The 25,197-nt window shown below is 68.2% G+C and carries 37 protein-coding genes; 2 read left to right on the top strand and 35 right to left on the bottom strand.

The features are described 5' to 3' along the window. Positions 1 to 69 precede the first annotated feature (69 nt). Entirely contained in the window at positions 70 to 618 is a 549-nt protein-coding gene (locus ACZ3UD_RS03085) for a Uma2 family endonuclease (protein ID WP_465582061.1), read from the top strand. Between the two features lie 39 nt (positions 619 to 657). Here the strand turns inward: ACZ3UD_RS03085 and glmS are convergent, their stop codons facing one another. Continuing rightward, positions 658 to 2,514, bottom strand: coding sequence for a glutamine--fructose-6-phosphate transaminase (isomerizing) (gene glmS, locus ACZ3UD_RS03090; protein ID WP_380608244.1), 1,857 nt, complete (start codon positions 2,512 to 2,514; stop codon positions 658 to 660). A gap of 99 nt (positions 2,515 to 2,613) precedes the next feature. Here glmS and coaA point away from each other — a divergent pair, with 99 nt between their 5' ends. Then, the gene (coaA, locus tag ACZ3UD_RS03095) at positions 2,614 to 3,609 is read left to right on the top strand and encodes a type I pantothenate kinase (protein WP_465581632.1); all 996 of its coding nucleotides are present in this window, start codon (positions 2,614 to 2,616) and stop codon (positions 3,607 to 3,609) included. A gap of 108 nt (positions 3,610 to 3,717) precedes the next feature. Here coaA and glmM read toward each other — a convergent pair whose 3' ends face one another. The 34 genes from glmM to rplD form a co-directional block, all read right to left on the bottom strand. Continuing rightward, positions 3,718 to 5,082: a phosphoglucosamine mutase gene (gene glmM, locus ACZ3UD_RS03100; RefSeq protein WP_465581634.1), complete on the bottom strand. Its 1,365-nt coding sequence runs from the start codon at positions 5,080 to 5,082 to the stop codon at positions 3,718 to 3,720. Positions 5,083 to 5,244: 162 nt separating this feature from the next. After that, positions 5,245 to 5,748 (bottom strand): 30S ribosomal protein S9, encoded by a 504-nt coding sequence (gene rpsI, locus ACZ3UD_RS03105; protein WP_465581636.1) that lies wholly within the window; start codon positions 5,746 to 5,748, stop codon positions 5,245 to 5,247. Between the two features lie 46 nt (positions 5,749 to 5,794). Next, positions 5,795 to 6,238: a 50S ribosomal protein L13 gene (gene rplM / locus ACZ3UD_RS03110; RefSeq protein WP_035848207.1), complete on the bottom strand. Its 444-nt coding sequence runs from the start codon at positions 6,236 to 6,238 to the stop codon at positions 5,795 to 5,797. 232 nt (positions 6,239 to 6,470) lie between these two features. Then, entirely contained in the window at positions 6,471 to 8,129 is a 1,659-nt protein-coding gene (locus ACZ3UD_RS03115) for an ABC-F family ATP-binding cassette domain-containing protein (RefSeq protein WP_465581639.1), read from the bottom strand. A 41-nt stretch (positions 8,130 to 8,170) separates the two neighbouring features. Beyond that, the gene (gene truA, locus ACZ3UD_RS03120; RefSeq protein WP_465581641.1) at positions 8,171 to 9,082 is read right to left on the bottom strand and encodes a tRNA pseudouridine(38-40) synthase TruA; all 912 of its coding nucleotides are present in this window, start codon (positions 9,080 to 9,082) and stop codon (positions 8,171 to 8,173) included. 90 nt (positions 9,083 to 9,172) lie between these two features. Continuing rightward, positions 9,173 to 9,652 carry a 50S ribosomal protein L17 gene (rplQ, locus tag ACZ3UD_RS03125; protein ID WP_465581643.1) on the bottom strand — a complete coding sequence of 160 codons (480 nt, stop codon included), beginning with the start codon at positions 9,650 to 9,652 and terminating at the stop codon, positions 9,173 to 9,175. A 127-nt stretch (positions 9,653 to 9,779) separates the two neighbouring features. Beyond that, entirely contained in the window at positions 9,780 to 10,802 is a 1,023-nt protein-coding gene (locus tag ACZ3UD_RS03130; RefSeq protein ID WP_049649049.1) for a DNA-directed RNA polymerase subunit alpha, read from the bottom strand. A gap of 170 nt (positions 10,803 to 10,972) precedes the next feature. Then, positions 10,973 to 11,380, bottom strand: a complete 408-nt coding sequence (gene rpsK, locus ACZ3UD_RS03135) for a 30S ribosomal protein S11 (protein ID WP_030232513.1) — start codon at positions 11,378 to 11,380, stop codon at positions 10,973 to 10,975. 72 nt (positions 11,381 to 11,452) lie between these two features. Next, positions 11,453 to 11,833, bottom strand: coding sequence for a 30S ribosomal protein S13 (rpsM, locus tag ACZ3UD_RS03140; protein WP_380608253.1), 381 nt, complete (start codon positions 11,831 to 11,833; stop codon positions 11,453 to 11,455). Positions 11,834 to 12,009: 176 nt separating this feature from the next. Continuing rightward, a complete protein-coding gene (gene rpmJ / locus ACZ3UD_RS03145; RefSeq protein WP_003956441.1) occupies positions 12,010 to 12,123 on the bottom strand; it encodes a 50S ribosomal protein L36 in 114 nt (37 codons plus the stop codon). 32 nt (positions 12,124 to 12,155) lie between these two features. After that, positions 12,156 to 12,377 carry a translation initiation factor IF-1 gene (gene infA, locus ACZ3UD_RS03150; protein ID WP_003956442.1) on the bottom strand — a complete coding sequence of 74 codons (222 nt, stop codon included), beginning with the start codon at positions 12,375 to 12,377 and terminating at the stop codon, positions 12,156 to 12,158. A gap of 192 nt (positions 12,378 to 12,569) precedes the next feature. Then, a complete protein-coding gene (mscL, locus tag ACZ3UD_RS03155; protein ID WP_465581646.1) occupies positions 12,570 to 12,995 on the bottom strand; it encodes a large conductance mechanosensitive channel protein MscL in 426 nt (141 codons plus the stop codon). Between the two features lie 142 nt (positions 12,996 to 13,137). Continuing rightward, entirely contained in the window at positions 13,138 to 13,977 is an 840-nt protein-coding gene (gene map, locus ACZ3UD_RS03160) for a type I methionyl aminopeptidase (RefSeq protein ID WP_465581648.1), read from the bottom strand. A 116-nt stretch (positions 13,978 to 14,093) separates the two neighbouring features. Next, the gene (locus ACZ3UD_RS03165; RefSeq protein ID WP_387616915.1) at positions 14,094 to 14,747 is read right to left on the bottom strand and encodes an adenylate kinase; all 654 of its coding nucleotides are present in this window, start codon (positions 14,745 to 14,747) and stop codon (positions 14,094 to 14,096) included. Beyond that, positions 14,747 to 16,057: a preprotein translocase subunit SecY gene (gene secY, locus ACZ3UD_RS03170; protein ID WP_465581651.1), complete on the bottom strand. Its 1,311-nt coding sequence runs from the start codon at positions 16,055 to 16,057 to the stop codon at positions 14,747 to 14,749. The genes ACZ3UD_RS03165 and secY overlap by 1 nt, the downstream gene beginning before the upstream one ends. A gap of 324 nt (positions 16,058 to 16,381) precedes the next feature. Continuing rightward, a complete protein-coding gene (gene rplO, locus ACZ3UD_RS03175; RefSeq protein WP_255752515.1) occupies positions 16,382 to 16,834 on the bottom strand; it encodes a 50S ribosomal protein L15 in 453 nt (150 codons plus the stop codon). A 2-nt stretch (positions 16,835 to 16,836) separates the two neighbouring features. Next, positions 16,837 to 17,019 (bottom strand): 50S ribosomal protein L30, encoded by a 183-nt coding sequence (rpmD, locus tag ACZ3UD_RS03180; protein WP_030055835.1) that lies wholly within the window; start codon positions 17,017 to 17,019, stop codon positions 16,837 to 16,839. Beyond that, positions 17,019 to 17,639, bottom strand: coding sequence for a 30S ribosomal protein S5 (rpsE, locus tag ACZ3UD_RS03185; RefSeq protein WP_207810342.1), 621 nt, complete (start codon positions 17,637 to 17,639; stop codon positions 17,019 to 17,021). The genes rpmD and rpsE overlap by 1 nt, the downstream gene beginning before the upstream one ends. A 48-nt stretch (positions 17,640 to 17,687) precedes the next feature. Continuing rightward, a complete protein-coding gene (rplR, locus tag ACZ3UD_RS03190; protein WP_030280785.1) occupies positions 17,688 to 18,071 on the bottom strand; it encodes a 50S ribosomal protein L18 in 384 nt (127 codons plus the stop codon). A gap of 3 nt (positions 18,072 to 18,074) precedes the next feature. Then, complete coding sequence (gene rplF / locus ACZ3UD_RS03195; RefSeq protein ID WP_380418013.1) at positions 18,075 to 18,614, bottom strand: 50S ribosomal protein L6; 540 nt, start codon at positions 18,612 to 18,614, stop codon at positions 18,075 to 18,077. A gap of 22 nt (positions 18,615 to 18,636) precedes the next feature. Continuing rightward, positions 18,637 to 19,044 carry a 30S ribosomal protein S8 gene (gene rpsH, locus ACZ3UD_RS03200; RefSeq protein ID WP_207810340.1) on the bottom strand — a complete coding sequence of 136 codons (408 nt, stop codon included), beginning with the start codon at positions 19,042 to 19,044 and terminating at the stop codon, positions 18,637 to 18,639. A 270-nt stretch (positions 19,045 to 19,314) separates the two neighbouring features. Further along, complete coding sequence (locus ACZ3UD_RS03205; protein ID WP_030055830.1) at positions 19,315 to 19,500, bottom strand: type Z 30S ribosomal protein S14; 186 nt, start codon at positions 19,498 to 19,500, stop codon at positions 19,315 to 19,317. A 4-nt stretch (positions 19,501 to 19,504) separates the two neighbouring features. Next, complete coding sequence (gene rplE, locus ACZ3UD_RS03210) at positions 19,505 to 20,074, bottom strand: 50S ribosomal protein L5 (RefSeq protein ID WP_030280779.1); 570 nt, start codon at positions 20,072 to 20,074, stop codon at positions 19,505 to 19,507. Next, positions 20,074 to 20,385, bottom strand: a complete 312-nt coding sequence (rplX, locus tag ACZ3UD_RS03215) for a 50S ribosomal protein L24 (protein WP_270151185.1) — start codon at positions 20,383 to 20,385, stop codon at positions 20,074 to 20,076. The genes rplE and rplX overlap by 1 nt, the downstream gene beginning before the upstream one ends. 15 nt (positions 20,386 to 20,400) lie before the next feature. Then, the gene (gene rplN, locus ACZ3UD_RS03220) at positions 20,401 to 20,772 is read right to left on the bottom strand and encodes a 50S ribosomal protein L14 (protein WP_030232481.1); all 372 of its coding nucleotides are present in this window, start codon (positions 20,770 to 20,772) and stop codon (positions 20,401 to 20,403) included. 102 nt (positions 20,773 to 20,874) lie between these two features. Beyond that, the gene (rpsQ, locus tag ACZ3UD_RS03225) at positions 20,875 to 21,147 is read right to left on the bottom strand and encodes a 30S ribosomal protein S17 (protein ID WP_030280777.1); all 273 of its coding nucleotides are present in this window, start codon (positions 21,145 to 21,147) and stop codon (positions 20,875 to 20,877) included. Next, complete coding sequence (rpmC, locus tag ACZ3UD_RS03230) at positions 21,147 to 21,371, bottom strand: 50S ribosomal protein L29 (protein WP_030232478.1); 225 nt, start codon at positions 21,369 to 21,371, stop codon at positions 21,147 to 21,149. Before rpmC ends, rpsQ begins: the two co-directional genes overlap by 1 nt. After that, a complete protein-coding gene (gene rplP, locus ACZ3UD_RS03235; RefSeq protein WP_030232476.1) occupies positions 21,371 to 21,790 on the bottom strand; it encodes a 50S ribosomal protein L16 in 420 nt (139 codons plus the stop codon). Before rplP ends, rpmC begins: the two co-directional genes overlap by 1 nt. Before the next feature lie 5 nt (positions 21,791 to 21,795). Next, positions 21,796 to 22,620: a 30S ribosomal protein S3 gene (gene rpsC, locus ACZ3UD_RS03240; protein WP_030055823.1), complete on the bottom strand. Its 825-nt coding sequence runs from the start codon at positions 22,618 to 22,620 to the stop codon at positions 21,796 to 21,798. Continuing rightward, a complete protein-coding gene (gene rplV, locus ACZ3UD_RS03245) occupies positions 22,620 to 22,967 on the bottom strand; it encodes a 50S ribosomal protein L22 (protein ID WP_030280773.1) in 348 nt (115 codons plus the stop codon). The genes rpsC and rplV overlap by 1 nt, the downstream gene beginning before the upstream one ends. Before the next feature lie 58 nt (positions 22,968 to 23,025). Continuing rightward, a complete protein-coding gene (gene rpsS, locus ACZ3UD_RS03250) occupies positions 23,026 to 23,307 on the bottom strand; it encodes a 30S ribosomal protein S19 (RefSeq protein WP_030280772.1) in 282 nt (93 codons plus the stop codon). Positions 23,308 to 23,318: 11 nt separating this feature from the next. Then, the gene (gene rplB / locus ACZ3UD_RS03255; protein WP_207810337.1) at positions 23,319 to 24,155 is read right to left on the bottom strand and encodes a 50S ribosomal protein L2; all 837 of its coding nucleotides are present in this window, start codon (positions 24,153 to 24,155) and stop codon (positions 23,319 to 23,321) included. A 46-nt stretch (positions 24,156 to 24,201) separates the two neighbouring features. Further along, on the bottom strand, positions 24,202 to 24,519 hold the full coding sequence (gene rplW / locus ACZ3UD_RS03260) for a 50S ribosomal protein L23 (RefSeq protein ID WP_030280768.1): 318 nt from the start codon (positions 24,517 to 24,519) through the stop codon (positions 24,202 to 24,204). Then, on the bottom strand, positions 24,519 to 25,196 hold the full coding sequence (rplD, locus tag ACZ3UD_RS03265) for a 50S ribosomal protein L4 (RefSeq protein ID WP_270146474.1): 678 nt from the start codon (positions 25,194 to 25,196) through the stop codon (positions 24,519 to 24,521). Before rplD ends, rplW begins: the two co-directional genes overlap by 1 nt. Position 25,197 lies beyond the last annotated feature (1 nt).

The raw sequence follows: 25,197 nt of genomic DNA on the forward strand, positions 1-25,197 counted from the left end.
GGTGTCGGTCCGTGCACCTACCTTGTGGCTCGGCACGGACCCACAGGAGGGAGAAGGGCCATGGTCGCTATGCCGGCAGTCGAGCACCCGCTGGAGCAGGACAGCGTCCTCCAGGCGTTTCTGGAGCTGGACACCCCGCTGGGATTCAAGGCTGAACTCATCGAAGGGGAGATCGTCGTGACGCCACCACCGGACGGGGCCCACGAAACCGCATTCTCGCTGCTCACCCGCCAGTTCATGCGCAGGGCCGAGGTCGAGCTGGACATCTCCGGCAACAAGGGTCTGATCACGCCCAAAGGACGGTTCATCCCCGACGGGACCCTGAGCCCGGTTGGCCATTTCGAGCACGCTGATTCGTGGGCCTCCGCCGCGGGGGTCCTGCTGGTCTTCGAGATCACCTCGACCAACCCGCACAAGGACCGCGAACCCAAGCGCAGGGGCTACGCCGCCGCCGGCATCCCCTGCTACCTCCTGGTCGACCGCACCGCAGGCAAGGTCACGCTGTTCACCGACCCCGAGAACGGCGACTACACGGCCCACACCCAGACCGACTTCGGCAAGCCGATCGACCTGCCCGCGCCGTTCTCCTTCACGCTCGACACGGCGCCCCTGCGGTAGGACGCAGCCACCGCAGGGGCGCCGTGAAAGGCCGAGCGACTACTCGACGGTGACCGACTTCGCCAGGTTGCGCGGCTGGTCGACCTCGTGGCCCTTGGCCGTGGCCAGCTCGCAGGCGAAGACCTGGAGCGGGACGGTGGAGACCAACGGCTGCAGCAGGGTCGGGGTCGCCGGGATGCGGATCAGGTGGTCCGCGTACGGGACGACCGCCTCGTCGCCCTCCTCGGCGATCACGATGGTGCGGGCGCCGCGGGCCCGGATCTCCTGGATGTTGGAGACGATCTTGTCGTGCAGGATCGACCGCCCGCGCGGCGAGGGCACGACCACCACGACCGGCAGCCCCTCCTCGATCAGCGCGATCGGGCCGTGCTTGAGCTCGCCCGCCGCGAAGCCCTCGGCGTGCATGTAGGCGAGCTCCTTGAGCTTGAGCGCGCCCTCCAGGGCCACCGGGAAGCCGACGTGGCGGCCGAGGAACAGCACCGAGCGGGCGTCGGCCAGCGAGCGGGCCAGCTCGCGCACCGGCTCCATGGTCTCCAGGACCTGCTCGACCTGCTTCGGCGCGTCGCCGAGCTCGCGGATGATGGTGAAGATCTCGTCGCCCCACTTGGTGCCGCGCACCTGGCCCAGGTAGAGGGCGACCAGGTAGCAGGCGACCAGCTGGGTCAGGAACGCCTTGGTGGACGCGACCGCGACCTCCGGGCCCGCGTGGGTGTACAGCACCGCGTCCGACTCGCGCGGGATGGTGGAGCCGTTGGTGTTGCAGATCGCCAGCACCTTGGCGCCCTGCTCCCGGGCGTGCCGCAGGGCCATCAGGGTGTCCATGGTCTCGCCGGACTGCGAGATGGCGATGACCAGCGTGCCCGGGCCCATGATCGGGTCGCGGTAGCGGAACTCCGAGGCGACCTCGACCTCGCAGGGGATGCGGGTCCAGTGCTCGATCGCGTACTTCGCGATCATGCCCGCGTGGAACGCGGTGCCGCAGGCGACGATGACGACCTTGTCGACCGAGCGCAGGTCCGCGTCGGAGATGCGCAGCTCGTCCAGGGTCAGCCGGCCGTCGGCGCCGATCCGGCCCAGCAGGGTGTCGGCGACGGCCTTCGGCTGCTCGGCGATCTCCTTGAGCATGAAGTAGTCGTAGCCGCCCTTCTCGGCGGCGGAGGCGTCCCAGTCCACGTGGTACTCGCGCACCTCGGCCGGGGTGCCGTCGAAGTTGGTCACCGTCACGCCGCCCTCGCGCAGCTCGACGACCTGGTCCTGGCCCAGCTCGATCGCCTCGCGGGTGTGCGCGATGAAGGCGGCGACGTCCGAGGCCAGGAAGTTCTCGCCCTCGCCGCGGCCGACCACCAGCGGCGAGTTGCGGCGGGCGCCGACCACCACGCCGGGCGCGTCCGCGTGCACGGCGACCAGGGTGAAGGCGCCGTCCAGGCGGCGGCAGACCACCCGCATGGCCTCGGCGAGGTCGCCCTCGTACGCCTCGCCCAGCAGGTGGGCGACGACCTCGGTGTCGGTCTCGGACCGGAGGGTGTGGCCGCGCTCGGCGATCTCGGCGCGCAGCTGGGCGAAGTTCTCGATGATGCCGTTGTGGACCACGGCCACCCGGTTGTCGTCGTCCAGGTGGGGGTGGGCGTTGGCGTCCGTCGGACCGCCGTGGGTGGCCCAGCGGGTGTGGCCGATGCCGGTGGTGCCGCCGGGCAGAGGGGACTCGGCGAGCGACTTCTCGAGGTTGGCGAGCTTCCCGGCCCGCTTGTCCGTGACCAGACCCCACTGCCCCTGGGAGTCCTGGGCCTGCACCGCGACACCGGCCGAGTCGTAGCCCCGGTACTCCAGTCGCTGCAGGCCCGCGATTACTACGTCGAGGGCGGACTGCGCGCCCACGTATCCAACAATTCCGCACATGCGTGCCAGCATAAGGGCGGTTCTGTGGCCGTTTTCCCGCCTCGGCCCAACTCTGCGTGACCGACACCACAGCCACCGTGAACACCGCCACGGCTCACAATGGAGCATGTGCTGACCGAACTCTGTACGCGGGGCGCCGCCACGCCCGGCCCGTCGCCGTCCCCTTACGTGGACCTCAGCCGGGCCGAGTGGAGCGCGCTGCGCGAGCGTACGCCGCTGCCGCTGACCGCCGAGGAGGTGGAGCAGCTGCGCGGCCTCGGCACGGCGCTCGACCTGGACGAGGTCCGCGACGTCTACCTGCCGCTGTCCCGGCTGCTCAACCTGTACATCCACGCCACGCACGAGCTGCGCGGCACTCTGGGCACGTTCCTGGACACCCCGGACACCGAGCGCACCCGCACCCCGTTCATCATCGGCGTGGCGGGCTCGGTCGCGGTCGGCAAGTCCACCACGGCCCGTCTGCTGCAGGCCCTGCTGGCCCGCTGGCCCGAGCACCCCCGGGTCGAACTGGTCACCACCGACGGCTTCCTGCTGCCCAACGCCGAGCTGCGCCGCCGCGGTCTGATGGCCCGCAAGGGCTTCCCCGAGTCGTACGACCGCCGGGCGCTGACGCGCTTCGTCGCGGACGTGAAGGCGGGCAAGGAGCGGGTCACGGCGCCGGTGTACTCCCACCTGGTGTACGACATCGTGCCGGACCAGCGGCTGACCGTGGAGCGCCCGGACATCCTGATCGTCGAGGGCCTGAACGTGCTCCAGCCGGCCCTGCCCGGCACCGACGGCCGCACCCGCCTCGCGGTGGCCGACTACTTCGACTTCTCGATCTACGTCGACGCCCGTACCGACGACATCGAGCACTGGTACCTGGACCGCTTCCGCAAGCTGCGGCAGACCGCCTTCCAGGACCCGAACTCCTACTTCCGCCGCTTCACCGAGGTGCCGGAGGAGGAGGCGATGGAGTACGGCCGCCAGGTCTGGCGCACCATCAACAAGCCCAACCTGCTGGAGAACGTGCTGCCGACCCGCGGCCGGGCCACCCTGATCCTGCAGAAGGGCCCGGACCACAAGGTCCGCCGGGCGCTGCTGCGCAAGCTCTAGCAAGCCCCCGCGAAGCCCGGGAAGGCCCCCGGAGGCCCCCTGGAGCCCTGGAAACGCCCGCAGGCCCCCACTGTCTCCAGTGGGGGCCTGCGCCGTACGAGGGGGCCGTCAGCCCAGGTGGGTGCGCACCGCCTCGGCCAGCCGCTGCCCGACCGCCTCGGCCTGCGCCGGGTCGGCGGCCTCGACCATGACCCGGACCAGCGGCTCGGTGCCGGACGGGCGCAGCAGCACCCGGCCGGTGGAGCCCAGCTCGGCCTCGGCCGCGGCGACCGCCTCGGCCAGCTCGGCGCTGGTCTTCACCCGGCTCTTGTCGACACCCTTGACGTTGATCAGCACCTGCGGCAGCCGGGTCATCACGGCGGCCAGGTCGGCCAGCGGCTGCTTGGTGGCGGCCAGTCGGGCGCCCAGCATCAGGCCGGTCAGGGTGCCGTCGCCGGTGGTGGCGTGGTCCAGCAGGATGACGTGGCCGGACTGCTCGCCGCCCAGCGCGAAGCCCTGCTCCTTCATCGCCTCCAGCACGTAGCGGTCGCCGACGGCGGTCTCCACCAGGTCGATGCCCTCGCGCTCCATCGCCAGCTTGAAGCCGAGGTTGGACATCACGGTGGCCACCGCGGTGTTGCGGCGCAGGGTGCCGGCCTCCTTCATGGCGACGGCGAGGATGGCGATGATCTGGTCGCCGTCCACCTCGTCTCCCTCGGCGTCGGCGGCCAGGCAGCGGTCGGCGTCGCCGTCCAGGGCGATGCCGAGGTCGGCGCGGTGCTCCTTCATCGCGACGCGCAGCCGGTCCAGGTGGGTGGAGCCGACGCCGTCGTTGATGTTGAGGCCGGTGGGCTCGGCCCCCAGGGTGTGGACGACCTCGGCGCCGGCCCGGGCGAAGGCCTCGGGGGCGACGTACGCGGCGGCGCCGTGGGCGCCGTCGATGACGACCTTGATGCCGTCCAGGCGGTTGGGCAGCACGCCGATCAGGTGGGCGACGTACTTGTCGAAGCCCTCGGTGTACTCGCGCACCCGGCCGACGGCCGCGCCGGTGGGACGGTTCCAGTCCTCGCCGCCGACGGTGTGCTTGCGGTAGTGCGCCTCGATCGCGTCCTCGATCCGGTCGTCCAGCTTGTGGCCGCCGCGGGCGAGGAACTTGATGCCGTTGTCCGGCATGGCGTTGTGGCTGGCGGACAGCATCACGCCGAAGTCGGCGCCGAGCGCGCCGGTGAGGTAGGCCACGGCCGGGGTGGGCAGGACACCGACCCGCAGGACGTCGACGCCGGAGCTGGCCAGACCGGCGATGACCGCGGCCTCCAGGAACTCGCCCGAGGCACGCGGGTCACGGCCGACCACCGCGACCGGCCGGTGCCCGTCGAAGGCGCCGGCCTCGCCGAGCACATGGGCGGCCGCGACCGACAGGCCGAGCGCCAGCTCCGCCGTCAGGCCCTCGTTCGCCACCCCGCGTACGCCGTCCGTACCGAAGAGTCGTCCCACTGTCCCGTCCTCCATCACCATGCTCGGAACCCACCGATGATCCCGGCCGCCGCACGTTGGCCGGGGAACACGTCGCCCCGGAGTACACGAGGTACTCCGGGGCGACGGTTTGCGCAACCAGGGGGTACGCCGCCAGGGCGGAACGCACCCCCGGGGACGCGATTAGCGCTTGCTGTACTGCGGCGCCTTGCGGGCCTTCTTCAGACCGGCCTTCTTGCGCTCGACGGCGCGGGCGTCACGGGTCAGGAAGCCGGCCTTCTTGAGGGCGCCGCGGTTGTTGTCCACGTCGGCCTCGTTCAGGGCACGGGCCACGCCGAGGCGCAGCGCGTAGGCCTGGCCGGAGACGCCGCCACCGCTGATGCGGGCGACGACGTCGTAACGGCCGTCCAGCTCCAGGAGCTTGAAGGGCTCGTTCACGGTCTGCTGGTGCACCTTGTTGGGGAAGTAGTCCTCAAGGGTGCGACCGTTGATCTTCCACACGCCCGTGCCGGGGACGATGCGCACGCGGGCGATCGCCTCCTTGCGACGGCCGAGGCCGGCGCCGGGGACGGCCTCGCCGAAGCGGCCGGCCAGGGACTCGGAGGTGTAGGTCTCCTCGGAGGTGTACTCGCCCTCGACGACGGTCTCGTCGAAGTCGACCTCAAGGGTTTCAGTGGTCTCGGCCACGGTGTTCCTCAGCTCTTTTCAGTGATGGGGGGCTTGGTGGCCGGAATTACTGCGCGACCTGGGTGATCTCGAACGGCACCGGCTGCTGGGCAGCGTGGGGGTGCTGGTCGCCCGAGTAGACCTTCAGCTTCGAGAGCATCTGACGGCCCAGGCTGTTCTTGGGGATCATGCCCTTGATGGCCTTCTCGACGGCCTTCTCCGGGTTCTTGTCCAGGAGGTCGTCGTAGCGCACCGAGCGCAGACCGCCCGGGAAGCCCGAGTGGCGGTAGGCCAGCTTCTGGGTCTTCTTGTTACCGGACAGGTGCACCTTGTCGGCGTTGATGATGATGACGAAGTCACCAGTGTCAACGTGCGGCGCGTAGATCGCCTTGTGCTTGCCCCGGAGGAGGTTGGCGGCCTGGGAAGCCAGGCGGCCGAGCACGACGTCGGTCGCGTCGATGACGTGCCACTGACGCTGGACGTCGCCGGGCTTGGGGCTGTACGTACGCACGGTCGTAGCCTTCGCTTTTCAGTGAGTGAGTCCTGACAGGAGCACCCGGACGGAAGAGCAGCCTGGCCAACCTTGGACGCAATTCAAGGGGGACCGCTGGTCGTCGACCTGATGTCTCCGGCGTACCGACCTCTCACGTGAGATAGAGCGAGCCAATACGCACATCAAGCGTCCAGGTTACCGGGCGGGCGGGGAGGGGTCAAAAATCCCCTCCCGCCCACCGGGCCGTCACTCAGCGTTCGCGCTCCACCCGGGTGACGTCCCAGACCGGCTCGGGCGACTCGTACACCCGCCCGTCCGCACCGAACACCAGGAAGCGGTCGAAGGTCTTGGCGAACCAGCGGTCGTGGGTGACGCACAGCACCGTGCCGTCGAAGGCCTCCAGCCCGGCCTGCAGCGCCTCGGCGCTCTCCAGGTCCAGGTTGTCGGTCGGCTCGTCGAGCAACAGGGCCGTCACGCCGGAGAGTTCGAGCTTGAGGATCATCAGCCGGGCCTGCTGCCCACCGGACAGCGACTCGAACTTCTGCTCCTCCTGGCGGTCCAGCTCGTACCGGCGCAGCGCACCCATCGCGGCGCCGCGGCTGAGCGCGTGCTCCTCCTCGATGATCGAGCGGACCGTGCGGCCGAACAGCTCCGGGTGGGCGTGGGTCTGCCGGAAGTGGCCGGGGACGACCCGGGCGCCGACCTTCCAGTCGCCGGTGTGCTCGACCGTCCCGTCCCCCGCGAGCAGCCGCAGGAGGTGCGACTTGCCGGCGCCGTTGGCGCCCAGCACCGCGACCCGCTCGCCGTAGAAGACCTCCAGGTCGAAGGGCTGCATCAGACCGGTGAGCTCCAGCCGCTCCATGGTGAAGGCGCGCACGCCGGTGCGCCCGCCCTTGAGCCGCATGGTGATGGTCTGCTCGCGCGGCGGCGCCTCCGGCGGGCCGGCGTCCTCGAACTTCTTCAGCCTGGTCTGGGCGGCGGCGTAGCGGGAGGCCATCTCGTGGCTGACGGCGGCGGCCTGGCGCAGGGTGACCACCAGCTTCTTGAGCTTGGCGTGCTCCTCGTCCCAGCGGCGGCGCAGCTCCTCGAAGCGCTCGAAGCGGGCCTTGCGGGCCTCGTGGAAGGTGTCGAAGCCGCCGCCGTGCACCCAGACGCTGCTGCCGGCCGCGCCGGACTCGACGGCGATGATCTTGTCGGCGGTCCTGGAGAGCAGCTCGCGGTCGTGCGAGATGTACAGGACGGTCTTCGAGGTGGCCTTGATGGCCTCCTCCAGCCAGCGCTTGCCCGGGACGTCCAGGTAGTTGTCCGGCTCGTCGAGGAGGAGCACCTCCTCCGGGCCGCGCAGCAGCGCCTCAAGGACGAGCCGCTTCTGCTCGCCGCCGGAGAGGGTGTTCAGGCCGCGCCACTGGGCCTTGTCGAAGGGCACGCCGAGGGCCGCCATGGTGCAGACGTCCCAGTCGGTCTCGTAGTCGTAGCCGCCGGCGTCGGCCCAGTCGGAGAGCGCCTGGGCGTAGGCCATCTGGGTCTTCTCGTCGTCCTGCGCGATCATCGCGAGCTCGGCGGCGTCCACCGCGCGGGCGGCCACCGCTATCCGCTCGGGGGCGACGGACACCAGCAGGTCCCGGACCGAGGCGTCGGCCGGCAGCGCGCCGGGGGTGGACGCCTGGTCCTCGCGGCCGGTGGTGCCCACGAACTGGCGCATCACGCCGAGCCCGCCGCTGATCGTCACGGTGCCGCCGTGCGGCTGGATGTCGCCCGCGATCATGCGCAGCAGGGTGGTCTTGCCCGCCCCGTTGGCGCCGACCAGGGCGACCGCGGCGCCCTCCCCGACCCGGAAGGACGCGTCGTCGAACAGCACCCGCCCGTCCGGCAGGTAGTACTCCAGGTGCGAAATCTCGACGTGTCCCATGGGAGCGATTGTCGCAAGCGGACGCCTTCGGCCAAAACGGATTACCCGGCGGCCGGCTGTCCGGGCAGGGTCCGCAGCCTCCGGGCCTGGCGGTTCCGCTCGGCGAGCTGGTCGTTCGGCGGGTAGCCGACCTCCTCAAGGGTGAGCCCGTACGGCCGGATCACGTTGACCGCCGAGTTGCGGACCCCGCCGGCCAGCACCTCGCCGGGGAACTCCACCGGCCGGTGCCCGTCGCCGACCAGCAGCATCGCGCCGACCAGCGCCCGGACCATGTTGTGGCAGAAGGCGTCGGCCCGGACGGTGGCGACGGCCAGCGAGCCCTCCTGGGCCGCGTAGGTGTCCACCGGGACGCGGTCCCAGTGCAGCTCCAGCAGGGTGCGGATGGTGGTGGCGCCCTCGCGCTTCTTGCAGTACGCGGCGAAGTCGTGCTCGCCGAGCAGCAGCTTCGCGGCCGCGTTCATCCTGTCCAGGTCCAGCGGCCGGTCGTGCCAGAGCACGTGCCCGCGCAGCAGCGGGTCGACCCCGCCGGGGTGGTCGGCGACCCGGTACGCGTACCGGCGCCAGATCGCCGAGAAGCGCGCGTCGAACCCGGCCGGCGCCTCGCCGACCCGGTAGATCCGGACGTCCCCGGGCAGCCGCCCGGCCAGTCGGCGCAGCAGCTTCTCCCGGTGCGCCTCCCACAGCTCGGCCGGCAGGTCGACGTGAGCGACCTGGCCGCGGGCGTGCACCCCGGCGTCGGTGCGGCCGGCCACGGTGAGCGGGAAGAGCTCCTGGCTGCGGGTGACGACCTGCAGCGCGCTCTCGATCTCCTCCTGGACCGTCCGGCGGCCGCCCTTCTGGCGGGCCCAGCCGGAGAACTCGGCGCCGTGGTAGGCGAGGTCGAGCCGGACCCGGACATACCCGTCGGCCGGACCGTCCTTCACCGGCGGCTGCTCGGCGCAATCACTGACCACTGCTTCTCTTCTCCCGGGGACCTCGCGGACAAGGAACGGGCCCGCTCCCCCATCGCTGGGAAAGCGGGCCCGCGGCAACACCTAGAGGCGTCAGGCCTGCTCGGCCTCGGCGGCGTCGTCAGCCTTGGGGGCCTCGACCTTGGCCTCCTCGGCCTCCTTGACGGCGCGCTTGGTGGCGGCCTCGGCCTCGCCGACGGCGGTCTGCGCGACGGTCAGCGCCTCGACCAGCTCGATCACGGCCATCGGGGCGTTGTCGCCACGACGGGGACCGATCTTGGTGATGCGGGTGTAGCCACCCGGGCGGTTCTCGTAGCGCGGCGCGATCTCGGTGAAGAGGGTGTGCAGCACGGCGATGTCGGTGATCGTCTTGCGCACCAGGCGACGGTTGTGGATGTCGCCCTTCTTCGCCTTGGTGATCAGCTTCTCCGCCAGCGGGCGCATCCGACGGGCCTTGGCCTCGGTCGTGGTGATGCGGCCGTACTGGAACAGCTCCCGGCACAGACCGGCGAGCAGCAGCGGCTCGTGGTGCGGGCCGCCGCCGAGGCGGGCACCCTTGGTGGGACGCGGCATGGAATTACTCCTTGAATCTCCGACTGCGGCCGTACCAGGTACCGCAGCGGGCGTACGGGCACTGTGCCCGTACGGCTTTCATGACGACGGGGGCGGCTCCGTGGAACCGCCCCCGCGGCCAAATCTCTTAGTACTGCTCGGTCTCGGCGAAGTGCGAGTCGTCGAGGTCGTCGGCGCCGAAGGCGTCGGCGGCAGCGGTCGGGTCGAACCCGGGCGGGCTGTCCTTGAGGGCCAGGCCCATGCCGGCGAGCTTCGCCTTGACCTCGTCGATCGACTTCGCACCGAAGTTGCGGATGTCGAGCAGGTCGGCCTCGGAGCGGGCGACGAGCTCACCCACGGTGTGGATGCCCTCGCGCTTGAGGCAGTTGTAGGAGCGGACGGTGAGCTCCAGCTCCTCGATCGGCAGCGCCAGGTCGGCGGCCAGGGCGGCGTCCGTCGGGGACGGGCCCATGTCGATGCCCTCGGCGTCGATGTTCAGCTCGCGGGCGAGGCCGAACAGCTCCACCAGGGTCTTGCCGGCCGAGGCCATGGCGTCGCGCGGACGCATGGCGGGCTTGGTCTCGACGTCGACGATCAGCTTGTCGAAGTCGGTCCGCTGCTCGACACGGGTGGCCTCGACCTTGTAGGTGACCTTCAGCACCGGGCTGTAGATCGAGTCGACCGGGATGCGGCCGATCTCCTGGCCGGAGGCCTTGTTCTGGACGGCGGAGACGTAGCCGCGACCGCGCTCGACGGTCAGCTCCATCTCCAGCTTGCCCTTGCCGTTCAGGGTGGCGAGGACCAGCTCGGGGTTGTGCACCTCGACACCCGCCGGCGGGGCGATGTCGGCGGCGGTGACGACACCCGGGCCCTGCTTGCGCAGGTACATCACGACCGGCTCGTCGTGCTCCGAGGAGACGACCAGCTGCTTGATGTTGAGGATGAGGTCGGTCACGTCCTCCTTGACGCCCGGCACGGTGGTGAACTCGTGCAGGACGCCGTCGATGCGGATGCTGGTGACAGCGGCACCCGGGATCGACGACAGGAGCGTGCGGCGCAGGGAGTTGCCGAGGGTGTAGCCGAAGCCCGGCTCCAGCGGCTCGATCACGAACCGCGAGCGGAACTCGTCGACGACCTCTTCGGTCAGCGAGGGACGCTGAGCGATAAGCATGGGGTTTCGATCCTCCAGTCTTCGGCGCCCACTATTTGACGCCGAACGAATGGCCATGAGGCGGTGGCCTCATGCCAAGCGTACGGGGTCCCGCGAGCAGTGTCTGAATTGACTGCGGTGGGACCCCGTACCAGGTTTGAAGCAGAGACTGCGAGCCCGAAGGCGCTGCGTCAGACGCGGCGGCGCTTCGGCGGACGGCAGCCGTTGTGCGGGGTGGGGGTGACGTCCTGGATCGAGCCGACCTCCAGGCCGGTGGCCTGGAGCGAACGGATCGCGGTCTCGCGGCCGGAGCCCGGACCCTTCACGAAGACGTCAACCTTGCGCATGCCGTGCTCCTGCGCGCGACGGGCAGCGGCCTCGGCGGCCATCTGCGCGGCGAACGGGGTGGACTTGCGCGAGCCCTTGAAGCCGACGTGGCCGGCGGAGGCCCAGGAGATCACGTTGCCCGCGGGGTCGGTGATCGAAACGATGGTGTTGTTGAACGTGCTCTTGATGTGCGCGTGGCCGTGAGCGACGTTCTTCTTTTCCTTGCGGCGGATCTTCTTCGCGCCGGCAGCCTGACGACCCTTGGGGGGCATAAGTCTGTTCTCCTACTGAGGTGGTCGGTCCGCTGACCCGCGGGCCGGAGGGATGTCCGGTTACGGGACGGACTACTTCTTGCCCGGCTTCTTCTTACCGGCGATCGCGCGACGCGGGCCCTTGCGGGTACGCGCGTTGGTGTGGGTGCGCTGGCCGCGGACCGGCAGGCCACGGCGGTGACGCAGACCCTCGTAGCAGCCGATCTCGACCTTGCGGCGGATGTCGGCGGCCACCTCGCGGCGGAGGTCACCCTCGACCGTGAAGTTGGCGTCGATGTACTGGCTCAGCTTGACCAGGTCGTCCTCGGTGATGTCGCGAACGCGGACATCCGGGTTGACGCCGGTCTCGGCGAGGGTCTGCTGGGCGCGGGTACGGCCGATGCCGTACACGTAGGTGAGGGCGATCTCGATCCGCTTCTCACGGGGGAGATCAACGCCGGCGAGGCGTGCCATTCAAGGCTCCTGTGGTTCTTCAGAGGTCTTGCGTGCTACCTACTCCGACACCTCACGGTGAGGGAGCCCCGGCCTCTGACCGGGGGCGGCAGTCCGCCTGTTCCAGGACGGATCGGGTAGCCCGCTTATGACGTTTTCGCGTCGCGCGAAGTACTACGAGAAATGCTGGGGAGAGATCAGCCCTGGCGCTGCTTGTGGCGCAGGTTGTCGCAGATCACCATGACCCGGCCGTGACGGCGGATCACCTTGCACTTGTCGCAGATCTTCTTGACGCTCGGCTTGACCTTCATGTTCAGGTTCTCCGGGTCTAGATCTGACGTTCTTACTTGTAGCGGTAGACGATCCGGCCGCGCGTGAGGTCGTAGGGGCTGAGCTCCACGACGACCCGGTCGTCCGGCAGGATGCGGATGTAGTGCATGCGCATCTTGCCACTGATGTGCGCGAGGACCTTGTGACCGTTCTGCAGCTCGACCTTGAACATCGCGTTCGGAAGAGACTCGATCACGGTGCCCTCGATCTCAATGGCGCCTTGCTTCTTAGCCATGAACTGCGAGATCCACCTTCCGGGACCGGCTACCGTATGCGGAACGCTCGTGCGAACCTGGGTTCACCCCAGCCCCGAGGGGAAGAGGGCGTGCTGAAGCACGCTACGAGTGAGCCGACGGTCCATCCTACGCCAGCGCGCCCGATGGGCCAAAACCGGGGCCCGGAAGGCGGTACTCGTCACACCCGCGCCTCAGAACCCGGTGGAGACGGTCAGCGGCTCCACGTGGGCGGTGCAGGCCGAGCAGCGGCGGGCGGCCTCGGGGATCTCGGTCAGGCACTCGGGGCAGGGGCGCTTCGGGGTCTTCGGCTTCTTCGGAAGGTAGCGCGCGGTGGCCTTGGTGACCGGCAGCACGATGCAGAAGTACAGCACCGCGGCGGTCATGAAGAACGCGATCAGCACGTTCAGGAACTGGCCGTACGGGAAGGTGACCCCGGCGACCGTCGCCTTGTACGAGCTGAAGTCGCCGGCCGCGCCGACCACCACACCGACCAGCGGGGTGAGGAAGGCCGACACGAAGCCGGTCACCACGGCGGTGAACGCGGCGCCGATGACCACACCGACCGCCATGTCGACGACGTTGCCGCGCATCATGAAGTCGCGGAATCCCTTGAGCACGTGCTCTCTCCTGCATCGATCGAAGGCCAGTCAAGCCGCAGATTGCCACTGCCAGCCGTTAAAAATAGGACGAAAGCCCTGGAGGTCCAAACCTCCAGGGCTCTGATCCCTTGTCAGCAACGCCAGTCGGGCGCCGTCGCGACTACGCCAGCGGGTCCGGAGCTGCGGTGATGCCCAGCTTGGCGAGTTCGGCCTTGCCGCCGTCGAAGGCGGTCAGCACCAGCGGACCCTGCTCCGTCACGGCCACCGAGTGCTCCCAGTGCGAGGCCCAGGTGCCGTCGTTGGTGACGACCGTCCACTCGTCGTCCAGCACGGTGGTGTGCGGGGTGCCCAGCGAGACCATCGGCTCGATCGCCAGCACGGTGCCGGGGACCAGCTTCGGGCCCTTGCCGCGGCCGCGCTCGACGTAGTTCAGCACGTGCGGCTCCATGTGCATCGCGGTGCCGATGCCGTGGCCGCCGTAGCCCTCGGTGATGCCCCACTTGCCCTTGGGCGGCAGCGGCTGGCGGCGGATGTAGCCCTCGATCGCCTTGGAGACGTCGACCAGGCGGTTGTTCTTCTTCATCTGGGCGATGCCGGCCCACATCGAGCCCTCGGTCACCCGGCTCAGCATCTCGACCTCGGGGCGGACCTCGCCGACCGCGACGGTGATCGCCGAGTCGCCGTGCCAGCCGTCCAGGATGGCGCCGCAGTCGATCGAGATGACGTCGCCCTCCTGCAGCACCCGGTCACCGGGGATGCCGTGCACGACCTCGTTGTTCACCGAGGCGCAGATCACACCGGGGAACCACAGGCCGCCGTGGTGGGCGCGGAAGTTCGAGGTGGCGCCGTGGCCGGTGATGACCTTGTCGGCGATGTCGTTGAGCTCCTGGGTGGTCACCCCGGGAGCGACCGCCTCGCGGCAGGCCTTGAGCGCCTCGGCGACGACCAGCCCGGCCGCTCGCATCTTCGCGATCTGCTCGGGGGTCTTGATCTCCACCATCAGGTCACGCCTTCCAAGTCCGGATTACCACTGCCTACCACCGTACGACGCCGAAACGGCCGGGCCGCCCGCTCCACGGGCGACCCGGCCGTACACGCGTACTTCGCTGAGGGAACTCAGCCGTTCTGCTTCAGCGCCTCGATCGCGCGCTGGGTGACCTCGTCCACCTTGCCGAGGGCCGAGATCGTCGCCACCAGGCCCTGCTGGACGTAGTAGTCGATGATCGGCTCGGTCTCCGTGTGGTAGACCTCCAGGCGCGTGCGCACCTTCTCCTCGGTGTCGTCCGAGCGCTGGTACAGCTCGCCGCCGCACTCGTCGCAGACGCCCTCGACCTTCGGCGGGTTGTAGTCCACGTGGAAGACGTGGCCGCCGTCGTTGCGGCACAGGCGGCGGCCGGCGATCCGGCGGACGACCTCGTCCTCGGGGACCTCCAGGTCCAGCACGCCGTCCAGCTTGATGCCCTGCTCGGCGAGGAACTCGTCCAGCGCCTTGGCCTGGCCCAGGTTGCGGGGGAAGCCGTCGAGCAGGAAGCCGTTGGCCGCGTCGGCCTGGAGCATGCGGTCCTTGGCCATCCCGATGGTGACCTCATCCGGCACCAGGCGACCCGCGTCCATGTAGCTCTTGGCCTCGAGCCCCAGTGGGGTGCCCTGGCCGATGTTGGCGCGGAACAGGTCGCCGGTGGAGATATGGGGGATGGACAGGGTCTTGGCGAGCAGGTGCGCCTGAGTACCCTTCCCGGCCCCGGGAGGACCAACGAGGACGATACGCATCAGCGGAGGAACCCTTCGTAATTGCGCTGCTGGAGCTGGCTCTCGATCTGCTTCACAGTTTCGAGTCCGACGCCGACGACGATGAGAACGCTGGTGCCGCCGAACGGGAAGTTGGTCTGCTGTCCGAAGGCGACCAGGGCGATCATCGGGATCAACGCGATCAGGCCCAGGTAGAGCGAACCCGGCCACGTGATTCGGGTCAGCACGTAGTTCAGGTACTCGGCCGTCGGCCGGCCGGCCCGGATGCCCGGGATGAAGCCACCATACTTCTTCATATTGTCGGCAACTTCTTCAGGGTTGAAGGAGATCGCGACGTAGAAGAAGGCGAAGAAGACGATCAGCAGGAAGTAGGTGGCCATGTAGATCGGGTGGTCACCCTTGACGAAGTTCTGCTTGATCCACACCGCCCAGCCGGCCTGGCTGTTGGTCAGCTGAACCACCAGAGCCGGGATGTACAGCAGCGATGAGGCGAAGATGACCGGGATGACACCGGCCTGGTTCACCTTGAGCGGGATGTAGGTCGACGTGCCGCCGAACGCCCGGCGGCCGATCATCCGCTTCGCGTACTGGACCGGGATCCGACGCTGGGCCTGCTCGACGAAGATGACCAGCATCACAACGATGACGCCGACCGCGATGACGGAGAGGAACTCGACCCAGCCGCCGCCGATGGTGCCGGACTGCTTGATGGCCCACATCGAGGTCGGGAACTGCGCGGCGATCGAGGTGAAGATCAGCAGCGACATGCCGTTGCCGATACCGCGGTCGGTGATCAGCTCGCCCAGCCACATGATGACGGTGGTGCCGGCGGTCATCGTGATGACCATGACGGCGATCCGGAACACCGAGGTGTCCGGCACGATCTGGTTGGCCAGCGGGCAGCCCGAGAACAGCGCGCCGCTGGAGGCCGTCGCCACGATGCCGGTGCCCTGGAGCACGGCGAGCGCGATGGTCAGGTAGCGGGTGTACTGGGTGATCTTCGCCTGGCCTGCCTGCCCCTCCTTCTTCAGCATCTCCAGTCGCGGGATCACGACGGTGAGGAGCTGGAGGATGATGCTCGCCGTGATGTACGGCATGATGCCGAGGGCGAAGATCGTCAGCTGGAGGAGCGCGCCACCGCTGAACAGGTTGACGAGCCCGAAGAGGCCGTTGTTCTTGGTCTCCTTCACACACTCGTGCACGGCCGTGAAACTCACGCCCGGGATGGGAATGTGCGAGCCCAGCCGGAACAGCACCATGATGCCCAGCGTGAACAGCAGCTTCTTGCGCAGGTCGGGCGTCTGGAACGCCCGCGCGAACGCACTGAGCACGGTGCCTCCTGCGCCTCCCGCGCGTCGTCGGCGGGAGGGTCGGTCCTGAATGGGGAGTTTGCGGTTCGGGCTCCCGTACAGACGGCACAGGCGAGCCTACGCGCAGCCTACAAGGGAACTCCACGGACTCTAACAGTGCGCGGCCACTCGAAAGAAGCGCGTACGGCCGCTCCCCCACTCACGGGGTACGGGATGCCCGGATTTGCCACACAAAAGAACGAGGGCCCTACCGGGCCGAAGCAGCCAATACGGAATGGCCCGAAAAAGCGCGAGCCCCGCACTTCCCGGAGGAAGTGCGGGGCTCGAAGCCGGTGGTCAGCGGGCTCAGACGAGCTCGGTGACCGTACCGCCGGCGGCGGTGATCTTCTCGGCGGCCGAGCCGGAGACGGCGTCGACCGTCACCTGCAGGGCGACCGAGATCTCGCCGGTGCCGAGCACCTTGACGAGGGAGTTCTTGCGAACCGCGCCCTTGGCGACCAGGTCCTCGACCGTGACCTCGCCACCCTGCGGGTAGAGCTCGGCCAGCTTGTCGAGGTTGACGACCTGGAACGTGATCTTGAACGGGTTCTTGAAGCCCTTCAGCTTCGGCAGACGCATGTGGAGCGGCATCTGGCCACCCTCGAAGCGCTGCGGAACCTGGTAGCGGGCCTTGGTGCCCTTGGTACCACGACCGGCGGTCTTACCCTTGGAGCCCTCACCACGACCCACGCGGATCTTGTCGGTCTTGGCACCCGGGGCGGGACGCAGGTTGTGGATCTTGATCGGGTTGTCGCCCATGATCAGTCCACCTCCTCAACCGTCACCAGGTGACGGACCGTGTGGGCCATCCCGCGGATCTCGGGACGGTCCTCCTTCACCACGACGTCGTGCATGCGCTTGAGACCAAGCGAACGCAGGGTGTCACGGTGGTTCTGCTTGCTGCCGATGTACGACTTGGTCTGCGTGATCTTCAGGCGAGCCATCAGGCGCTCACCCCAGCAGCACGCGCCCGCAGCAGAGCGGCGGGGGCCACGTCCTCCAGCGGCAGGCCACGACGGGCGGCGATCTCCTCGGGGCGCACGAGGCCCTTCAGAGCAGCCACGGTGGCGTGCACGATGTTGATCGCGTTGTCCGAGCCGAGCGACTTCGACAGGATGTCGTGGATGCCGGCGCACTCCAGGACCGCACGCACCGGACCACCGGCGATAACACCGGTACCGGGGGCGGCGGGCTTCAGCAGCACGACGCCGGCGGCCTTCTCACCCTGAACCGGGTGCGGGATGGTGCCCTGGATACGGGGGACGCGGAAGAAGTTCTTCTTGGCCTCCTCAACACCCTTGGCGATGGCGGCCGGAACCTCCTTCGCCTTGCCGTAACCGACACCCACGGTGCCCTCGCCATCGCCCACCACGACGAGCGCGGTGAAGCTGAAGCGACGGCCACCCTTGACAACCTTGGCGACACGGTTGATCGCGACGACGCGCTCGACGTAAGCGGTCTTCTCGACAGCCTGGGCGTTGCCCTGACCGTCACGCTTACGGTCGCGCCGCTCGCCACCCGTGCCGCGACCGGCGCCGCCTTCGCGGCGCTGGGGTCCAGCCATTGGAATTACCTCTCTCGTTTACGTCCGTCGACAGAGTCGACGAGCGGCTTAGAAGTCGAGCCCGGCCTCGCGAGCCGCGTCCGCCAGGGCGGCGATGCGGCCGGCGTACCGGTTGCCCGCGCGGTCGAAGACGACCGACTCGATGCCGGCGGCCTTGGCGCGCTCGGCGACCAGGCTCCCGACCTTCTTGGCCAGCTCGGTCTTGTCGCCCTCCGCGCCCTTGATGGACACGTCGAGGGTGGACGCCGACGCCAGGGTGTGGCCCTTGGCGTCGTCGATGACCTGGGCGACCATGTGACGGTTCGAGCGCGTCACGACGAGACGCGGACGCACCTCGGTGCCGACGACGCGCTTGCGAACGCGGATCGCGCGGCGCTTGCGAGCGGCGCTCTTGTAGGCGTTGCCCTTGCCGATCTTGACAGAGACACTCATCGCTTACTTACCACTCTTTCCGACCTTGCGGCGGATGACCTCGCCCGCGTACTTGACGCCCTTGGCCTTGTACGGGTCGGGCTTGCGCAGCTTGCGGATGTTCGCGGCGATCTCGCCGACCTTCTGCTTGTCGATGCCGTCCACGTGGAACTTGGTGGGCGACTCGACGACGAAGGAGATGCCCTCCGGCGCGGTGACCAGGATCGGGTGGCTGTAGCCCAGCGAGAACTCCATGTCGGAGCCCTTCGCGTTCACGCGGTAGCCGACACCGCTGATCTCCAGCGACTTGCGGTAGCCCGCGGTCACACCGGTGATCATGTTCGCCACCAGCGTGCGGGTCAGGCCGTGCAGGGCCTTCGAGCGACGCTCGTCGTTCGGGCGGGTGACCAGCACGGTGCCGTCCTCGCCCTTGCCGATCTCGATCGGCTCAGCGACGACGTGGGTGAGGGAACCCTTGGGGCCCTTCACCGAGACCGTCTGGCCATCGATGGTGACGTCCACGCCAGCGGGGACCTGGATGGGCAGCCGTCCAATACGCGACATTGCTGTACCTCCGTTTCCCGAATTACCAGACGTAGGCGAGAACTTCTCCGCCTACGCCCTTCTTGGCGGCCTGCTTGTCGGTCAGGAGGCCGGACGACGTGGAGATGATCGCCACGCCCAGGCCGCCGAGCACCTTCGGCAGGTTGGTGGACTTTGCGTAAACACGCAGACCCGGCTTGCTGATGCGCTTGATGCCGGCGATGGAGCGCTCACGGTTGGGACCGAACTTGAGCTCGATGGTCAGCTTCTTGCCGACCTCGCCCTCAGCGGGCTCCTCAACCTTGTAGGAGGAGATGTACCCCTCCTGCTGCAGGATCTCGGCGACGTGCGCCTTGATCTTGCTCGACGGCATCGCGACAGAGTCGTGGTACGCCGAGTTCGCGTTACGCAGACGCGTGAGCATGTCTGCGATGGGGTCGGTCATGGTCATGATGGCCTCAGGCCTCTCTCGCCGTGGTTTCTCCGCGCCAGGTCCCCCTGTCGCACTCTTCCGAGTGCGCCAAGGGCACAAGCGCAGGGGACCTGCGACGTAGTAAGACTGGGTGCGAGCCCTCCCAGAAGAGGACCACGGGCATCCATGGGGAAGCCGTGGCAGGGGGCCCGACCCCACTACCTTACGGGAATCCGTACGGCAGGCCCAAAACGGGCCGCTGTGGGATCGGGCACCTCTGCTTCGCTAGCAGTGCCTAGAGCTCTGGGATTACCAGGAGCTCTTGGTCACGCCCGGCAGCTCGCCGCGGTGCGCCATCTCACGGAGGCAGACACGGCAGAGGCCGAACTTGCGGTACACCGAGTGCGGACGGCCGCAGCGCTGGCACCGGGTGTAGGCCCGGACGCCGAACTTCGGCTTGCGCTCGGACTTCGCGATGAGGGACTTCTTCGCCATTGGCTCACGCCTCCTTGAACGGGAAGCCCAGAGCGCGCAGGAGCGCCCGGCCCTCGTCGTCGGTCTGAGCGGTGGTCACGACGGTGATGTCCATACCGCGCTGACGGTCGACCTTGTCCTGGTCGATCTCGTGGAACATAACCTGCTCGGTCAGACCGAAGGTGTAGTTGCCACGGCCGTCGAACTGCTTCGGGGAGAGACCACGGAAGTCACGGATACGCGGCAGAGCCAGCGACACCAGACGGTCCAGGAACTCCCACATGCGGTCACCACGGAGGGTGACGTGGGTGCCGATCGGCTGGCCCTCGCGCAGCTTGAACTGCGCGATGGACTTGCGAGCCTTGGTCACGGCCGGCTTCTGACCGGTGATCGCGGTCAGGTCGCGGATCGCGCCCTCGATCAGCTTGCTGTCACGGGCGGCCTCGCCGACACCCATGTTGACCACGACCTTGACCAGGCCGGGGATCAGCATGACGTTCTCGTACGAGAACTGCTCCTGCAGCTGGCCCTTGATCTCGGAGTTGTAACGCTCCTTGAGGCGGGGGGCCACCTTCTCAACAGTCGTCTCAGACATCAGATGTCCTCACCGGTCCGCTTGGCAACGCGGATCTTGTTGCCCTGGTCGTCGAAGCGGTAGCCGACGCGGGTGACGACCTTCTTGCCGTCCTTCTCCACGACCAGCTGGACGTTGGAGACGTGCACCGGGGCCTCGACGGTCACGATGCCACCCTGGGTACCCGGACCCGGCTTGGTGTGCTTCTTGACCCGGTTGACACCCTCGACCAGGACCTTGTTCTCAGCCGGCAGGGCCTGGATGACCTTGCCCTGCTTGCCCTTGTCCTTGCCGGTGATGACCTGGACCAGGTCACCCTTCTTGATCTTCATGCTGTTCGCCATGGGTTAGAGCACCTCCGGCGCCAGCGAGATGATCTTCATGAACTTCTTGTCGCGCAGCTCGCGGCCCACCGGGCCGAAGATGCGGGTACCACGGGGGTCACCCTCGGTGTTCTTCAGCACGACGGCAGCGTTCTCGTCGAAACGGATGTACGAGCCATCCGGACGACGACGCTCCTTGACGGTACGGACGACGACGCACTTGACGACGTCACCCTTCTTCACCGAGCCACCGGGGATCGCGTCCTTGACGGTCGCGACGATGACGTCCCCGATTCCGGCGTAGCGGCGACCGGAGCCACCGAGAACACGGATGCAAAGGATCTCCTTGGCACCAGTGTTGTCGGCAACACGCAGTCGCGACTCCTGCTGGATCACAGCTTTCTCCTGATCGTCAACGAGAGTCGACGGGCCGGCCGCTGCTCACATCGGCGTCCGCAAGGGACCCGCTGCACATACGGCCGTACCTCATCGGCTTCGTTACTTGGCCTTCTCGAGGATCTCGACGACGCGCCAGCGCTTCGTCGCGGACAGCGGGCGGGTCTCCGCGAGGAGGACCCGGTCGCCCACGCCGCACGCGTTCTGCTCGTCGTGCGCCTTCAGCTTGTTCGTACGGCGAATGACCTTGCCGTACAGAGCGTGCTTGACGCGGTCCTCGACGGCGACGACGACGGTCTTGTCCATCTTGTCGCTGACGACGAGACCCTCACGGGTCTTGCGGAAACCGCGCGTCTCGTTGGTGTTCTCAGTCATCAGGCGTTCTCCACCGTCTCGATGCCCAGCTCGCGCTCGCGCATCAGGGTGTAGATCCGCGCGATGTCCTTGCGGACGAGCTTGAGCCGTCCGTGGTTGTCGAGCTGCCCGGTCGCCGCCTGGAAGCGGAGGTTGAACAGCTCCTCCTTGGCCTCGCGCAGCTTGGCAACGAGACCCTCGTTGTCCAGCGAGCGAAGCTCAGCAGCCTTGGTAGCGGCCGACATCAGCTCTCACCGTCCTCGCGCCGGACGATCCGGCACTTCATCGGCAGCTTGTGCGCGGCGCGGGTGAGCGCCTCGCGAGCAACCTTCTCGTTCGGGTACGACAGCTCGAACATGACCCGACCCGGGTGCACGTTCGCGATCCACCACTCCGGCGAACCCTTACCGGAACCCATGCGGGTCTCGGCCGGCTTCTTGGTGAGCGGGCGGTCCGGGTAGATGTTGATCCAGACCTTGCCGCCACGACGGATGTGACGGGTGATCGCGATACGAGCGGACTCGATCTGACGGTTCGTCACGTAGGCCGGGGTCACGGCCTGGATGCCGAACTGGCCGAACGCCAGCTCGGTGCCACCCTTGGCAGCGCCGCGGCGCTTCGGGTGGTGCTGCTTGCGGTGCTTGACCCGACGGGGGATCAGCATTGGGGTCAGGCCTCCGTTCCGGTGTTCTCAGCAGCCGGAGCCTCGGCGACCGGGGCCGCGGGGGCCTCGGCGGCGGCGGGACGACGGCCACGGCCACCGCGCTCGCCACCACGGCGCTCGCCACCGCGGGCGGGACGACCACCCTCGGGACGGGCCGGGCGGTTGCCCGAGCGGGCAGCGGCGTTCTCAGCGCGGACCTCGGCGATGTTCTTGACGTCGCCCTTGTAGATCCAGACCTTCACGCCGATGCGGCCGAAGGTGGTCTTGGCCTCGAAGAAGCCGTAGTCGACGTTCGCACGCAGGGTGTGCAGCGGCACGCGACCCTCGCGGTAGAACTCCGAACGGCTCATCTCGGCGCCGCCGAGACGACCGGAGCACTGGACCTTGATGCCCTTGGCGCCGGACTTCATGGTGCCCTGCATCGACTTGCGCATGGCACGACGGAAGGAGACGCGGGAGGACAGCTGCTCCGCGACGCCCTGAGCCACGAGCTGGGCGTCCAGCTCGGGGTTCTTGACCTCGAGGATGTTCAGCTGGACCTGCTTGCCGGTCAGCTTCTCGAGGTCGCCGCGGATGCGGTCGGCCTCGGTGCCACGGCGACCGATGACGATGCCGGGGCGAGCGGTGTGGATGTCGACGCGGACGCGGTCGCGGGTGCGCTCGATCTCGACCTTGGAGATGCCGGCGCGCTCCATGCCCTTCGTCATCATGCGACGAATGGCAACGTCTTCCTTGACGTAGTCCTTGTACAGCTTGTCGGCGTACCAGCGGGACTTGAAGTCCGTGCTGATGCCGAGGCGGAACCCGTGCGGGTTAACCTTCTGGCCCATTACCGGGTCCCTTCCTTGCTGCTGACGACCACGGTGATGTGGCTGGTCCGCTTGCGGATCCGGTAGGCGCGGCCCTGGGCACGCGGACGGAACCGCTTCAGGGTCGGGCCCTCGTCAACGTACGCCTCGGAGATGTAGAGGTCGTCCACGTTGGAGTGGTTGTAGTTGTGCGCGGCGTTGGCAATGGCGCTGTCGAGCACCTTGCCGACCGGCACGGTGGCGGCCTGCGGAGCGAAACGCAGGACGGCCTGGGCCTCCGTGGCATTCATGCCACGGATGAGGTCCACCACGCGGCGGGCCTTCATGGGCGTCACGCGGATGTACCGCGCCTGTGCCCTGGCTTCCATGGTTGTCCCCTTAATGGAGTAAGTCATTGAGTCGTTCTGGCGCTTGAAGCTCAGGCGCTTAGCGACGCTTCGACTTCCGGTCTTCCTTCACGTGGCCACGGAAGGTACGGGTCGGAGCGAACTCGCCGAGCTTGTGGCCGACCATCGACTCGGTGACGAACACCGGGACGTGCTTACGGCCATCGTGGACCGCGATCGTGTGACCGAGCATGCTCGGGGAGATCACGGAACGACGGGACCAGGTCTTGATGACGTTCTGAGTACCCGCCTCGTTCTGAGCGTCCACCTTCTTGATGAGGTGGCCGTCGATGAAGGGGCCCTTCTTAAGACTGCGCGGCATCTGACCTGCTCCTAGCGCTTCTTGTTGGTCTTGCGGCGGCGCACGATGAGCTTGTCCGACGCCTTGTTCGGGCGACGGGTGCGGCCCTCGGGCTTACCCCACGGCGAGACCGGGTGGCGACCACCGGAGGTCTTACCCTCACCACCACCGTGCGGGTGGTCGATCGGGTTCATGGCGACACCACGCACGGTCGGGCGGACGCCCTTCCAGCGCATGCGGCCGGCCTTGCCCCAGTTGATGTTCGACTGCTCGGCGTTGCCGACCTCGCCGACGGTCGCGCGGCAGCGCGCGTCCACCAGGCGGATCTCACCGGAGGGCATGCGCAGGTGCGCCATCTTGCCCTCACGCGCCAGCAGCTGGATGCCGGAGCCGGCCGAGCGGGCCAGCTTGGCACCGCCGCCGGGACGCAGCTCCACCGCGTGGATGGTGGTACCGACCGGGATGTTGCGCAGCGGCAGGTTGTTGCCCGGCTTGATGTCGGCGCCAGCGCCGTTCTCGATCCGGTCACCCTGCGTGATGCCGCGCGGCGCGATGATGTAGCGCTTCTCGCCGTCCGCGTAGTGCAGGAGCGCGATGCGCGCGGTGCGGTTCGGGTCGTACTCGATGTGCGCGACCTTGGCCGGCACGCCGTCCTTGTCGTGACGACGGAAGTCGATCACGCGGTAGGCGCGCTTGTGACCGCCACCCTGGTGGCGAGCGGTGACACGACCGGCGTTGTTACGGCCGCCCTTGCTGTGCAGGGGGCGAACCAGCGACTTCTCCGGCGTGGACCGCGTGATTTCTACGAAGTCGGCCACGCTGGAGCCACGACGGCCCGGCGTAGTCGGCTTGTACTTGCGGATGCCCATTTGGCTCTCTCGTCCTCGTCCTAATCGACGATCACGATCTCCTGAGTCAGGAGACCGGACCACCGAAGATGTCGATGCGGTTGCCCTCGGCCAGCGTCACGATGGCGCGCTTGGTGTCCTTGCGCTTGCCAAAGCCCGTCTTGGACCGCTTGCGCTTGCCCTGACGGTTGATCGTGTTGACAGCCTCGACCTTGACCGAGAAGACCGCCTCGACGGCCTGCTTGATCTGGGTCTTGTTGGCGCCCGGCGACACGATGAACGTGTACTTGTTCTCGTCGAGAAGGCTGTAGCTCTTCTCGGAGATGACCGGCTTCACCAGGACGTCACGGGGGTCCGTGAACGTCTTGCTCGTAACGTCGCTCATCAGGCGGCGCTCCCTTCGAGCTCGCCCTCAGCGGCAACGGCCTTGGCGGACGCGGCCGGACCGGCCACGAAACGCTCGAAGGCGGCCTGGGTGAAGACCACATCGTCGGAGACGAGCACGTCGTAGGTGTTCAGCTGACCGGCGTCCAGGATGTGGACGTTCGGCAGGTTGCGAGCGGACTTGAGGCCCAGCTCGTCCGAACGCTCGACGACCAGGAGGACGTTCTTGCGGTCGGTGATCTTGCCGAACAGGCCCTTGGCGGCCTTGGTCGACGGCGCCTCGGTCGCGGTCACGCCGGTGACGACGTGAATGCGGTTGTGGCGGGCCCGGTCGGTGAGCGCACCGCGCAGGGCGGCGGCGATCATCTTCTTCGGGGTCCGCTGCGAGTAGTCGCGCGGCACGGGACCGTGCACGACGCCACCGCCGGCGAACTGCGGCGCACGGGTCGAGCCCTGACGGGCGCGGCCGGTGCCCTTCTGGCGGTACGGCTTCTTGCCGCCACCGCGGACCTCGCCACGAGTCTTGGTCTTGTGGGTGCCCTGACGGGCCGCAGCGAGCTGCGCCACGACGACCTGGTGCATCAGCGGAACGCTGACCTTCGCGTCGAAGATCTCGGCCGGCAGCTCGATGCTGCCGGTCTTGTCGCCAGCCGGCGACAGGATGTCAATGGTGCTCATT

This window comes from Kitasatospora sp. NPDC023118, assembly GCF_055560875.1.

Coding starts and splice junctions, on each gene's coding strand:
- ACZ3UD_RS03085 (WP_465582061.1), top strand. CDS start 70: ATGCCGGCAGTCGAGCACCCGCTGGAGCAGGACAGCGTCCTCCAGGCG.
- glmS (WP_380608244.1), bottom strand. CDS start 2,514: ATGTGCGGAATTGTTGGATACGTGGGCGCGCAGTCCGCCCTCGACGTA.
- coaA (WP_465581632.1), top strand. CDS start 2,614: ATGGAGCATGTGCTGACCGAACTCTGTACGCGGGGCGCCGCCACGCCC.
- ACZ3UD_RS03115 (WP_465581639.1), bottom strand. CDS start 8,129: ATGGGACACGTCGAGATTTCGCACCTGGAGTACTACCTGCCGGACGGG.
- rplQ (WP_465581643.1), bottom strand. CDS start 9,652: ATGCCGCGTCCCACCAAGGGTGCCCGCCTCGGCGGCGGCCCGCACCAC.
- ACZ3UD_RS03130 (WP_049649049.1), bottom strand. CDS start 10,802: ATGCTTATCGCTCAGCGTCCCTCGCTGACCGAAGAGGTCGTCGACGAG.
- rpsK (WP_030232513.1), bottom strand. CDS start 11,380: ATGCCCCCCAAGGGTCGTCAGGCTGCCGGCGCGAAGAAGATCCGCCGC.
- rpsM (WP_380608253.1), bottom strand. CDS start 11,833: ATGGCACGCCTCGCCGGCGTTGATCTCCCCCGTGAGAAGCGGATCGAG.
- rpmJ (WP_003956441.1), bottom strand. CDS start 12,123: ATGAAGGTCAAGCCGAGCGTCAAGAAGATCTGCGACAAGTGCAAGGTG.
- infA (WP_003956442.1), bottom strand. CDS start 12,377: ATGGCTAAGAAGCAAGGCGCCATTGAGATCGAGGGCACCGTGATCGAG.
- map (WP_465581648.1), bottom strand. CDS start 13,977: ATGGTGGAGATCAAGACCCCCGAGCAGATCGCGAAGATGCGAGCGGCC.
- ACZ3UD_RS03165 (WP_387616915.1), bottom strand. CDS start 14,747: ATGCGTATCGTCCTCGTTGGTCCTCCCGGGGCCGGGAAGGGTACTCAG.
- rplO (WP_255752515.1), bottom strand. CDS start 16,834: ATGGGCGACAACCCGATCAAGATCCACAACCTGCGTCCCGCCCCGGGT.
- rpmD (WP_030055835.1), bottom strand. CDS start 17,019: ATGGCTCGCCTGAAGATCACGCAGACCAAGTCGTACATCGGCAGCAAG.
- rpsE (WP_207810342.1), bottom strand. CDS start 17,639: ATGGCTGGACCCCAGCGCCGCGAAGGCGGCGCCGGTCGCGGCACGGGT.
- rplR (WP_030280785.1), bottom strand. CDS start 18,071: ATGAGTGTCTCTGTCAAGATCGGCAAGGGCAACGCCTACAAGAGCGCC.
- rplF (WP_380418013.1), bottom strand. CDS start 18,614: ATGTCGCGTATTGGACGGCTGCCCATCCAGGTCCCCGCTGGCGTGGAC.
- rpsH (WP_207810340.1), bottom strand. CDS start 19,044: ATGACCATGACCGACCCCATCGCAGACATGCTCACGCGTCTGCGTAAC.
- ACZ3UD_RS03205 (WP_030055830.1), bottom strand. CDS start 19,500: ATGGCGAAGAAGTCCCTCATCGCGAAGTCCGAGCGCAAGCCGAAGTTC.
- rplE (WP_030280779.1), bottom strand. CDS start 20,074: ATGTCTGAGACGACTGTTGAGAAGGTGGCCCCCCGCCTCAAGGAGCGT.
- rplX (WP_270151185.1), bottom strand. CDS start 20,385: ATGAAGATCAAGAAGGGTGACCTGGTCCAGGTCATCACCGGCAAGGAC.
- rpsQ (WP_030280777.1), bottom strand. CDS start 21,147: ATGACTGAGAACACCAACGAGACGCGCGGTTTCCGCAAGACCCGTGAG.
- rpmC (WP_030232478.1), bottom strand. CDS start 21,371: ATGTCGGCCGCTACCAAGGCTGCTGAGCTTCGCTCGCTGGACAACGAG.
- rplP (WP_030232476.1), bottom strand. CDS start 21,790: ATGCTGATCCCCCGTCGGGTCAAGCACCGCAAGCAGCACCACCCGAAG.
- rpsC (WP_030055823.1), bottom strand. CDS start 22,620: ATGGGCCAGAAGGTTAACCCGCACGGGTTCCGCCTCGGCATCAGCACG.
- rplV (WP_030280773.1), bottom strand. CDS start 22,967: ATGGAAGCCAGGGCACAGGCGCGGTACATCCGCGTGACGCCCATGAAG.
- rpsS (WP_030280772.1), bottom strand. CDS start 23,307: ATGCCGCGCAGTCTTAAGAAGGGCCCCTTCATCGACGGCCACCTCATC.
- rplB (WP_207810337.1), bottom strand. CDS start 24,155: ATGGGCATCCGCAAGTACAAGCCGACTACGCCGGGCCGTCGTGGCTCC.
- rplW (WP_030280768.1), bottom strand. CDS start 24,519: ATGAGCGACGTTACGAGCAAGACGTTCACGGACCCCCGTGACGTCCTG.
- rplD (WP_270146474.1), bottom strand. CDS start 25,196: ATGAGCACCATTGACATCCTGTCGCCGGCTGGCGACAAGACCGGCAGC.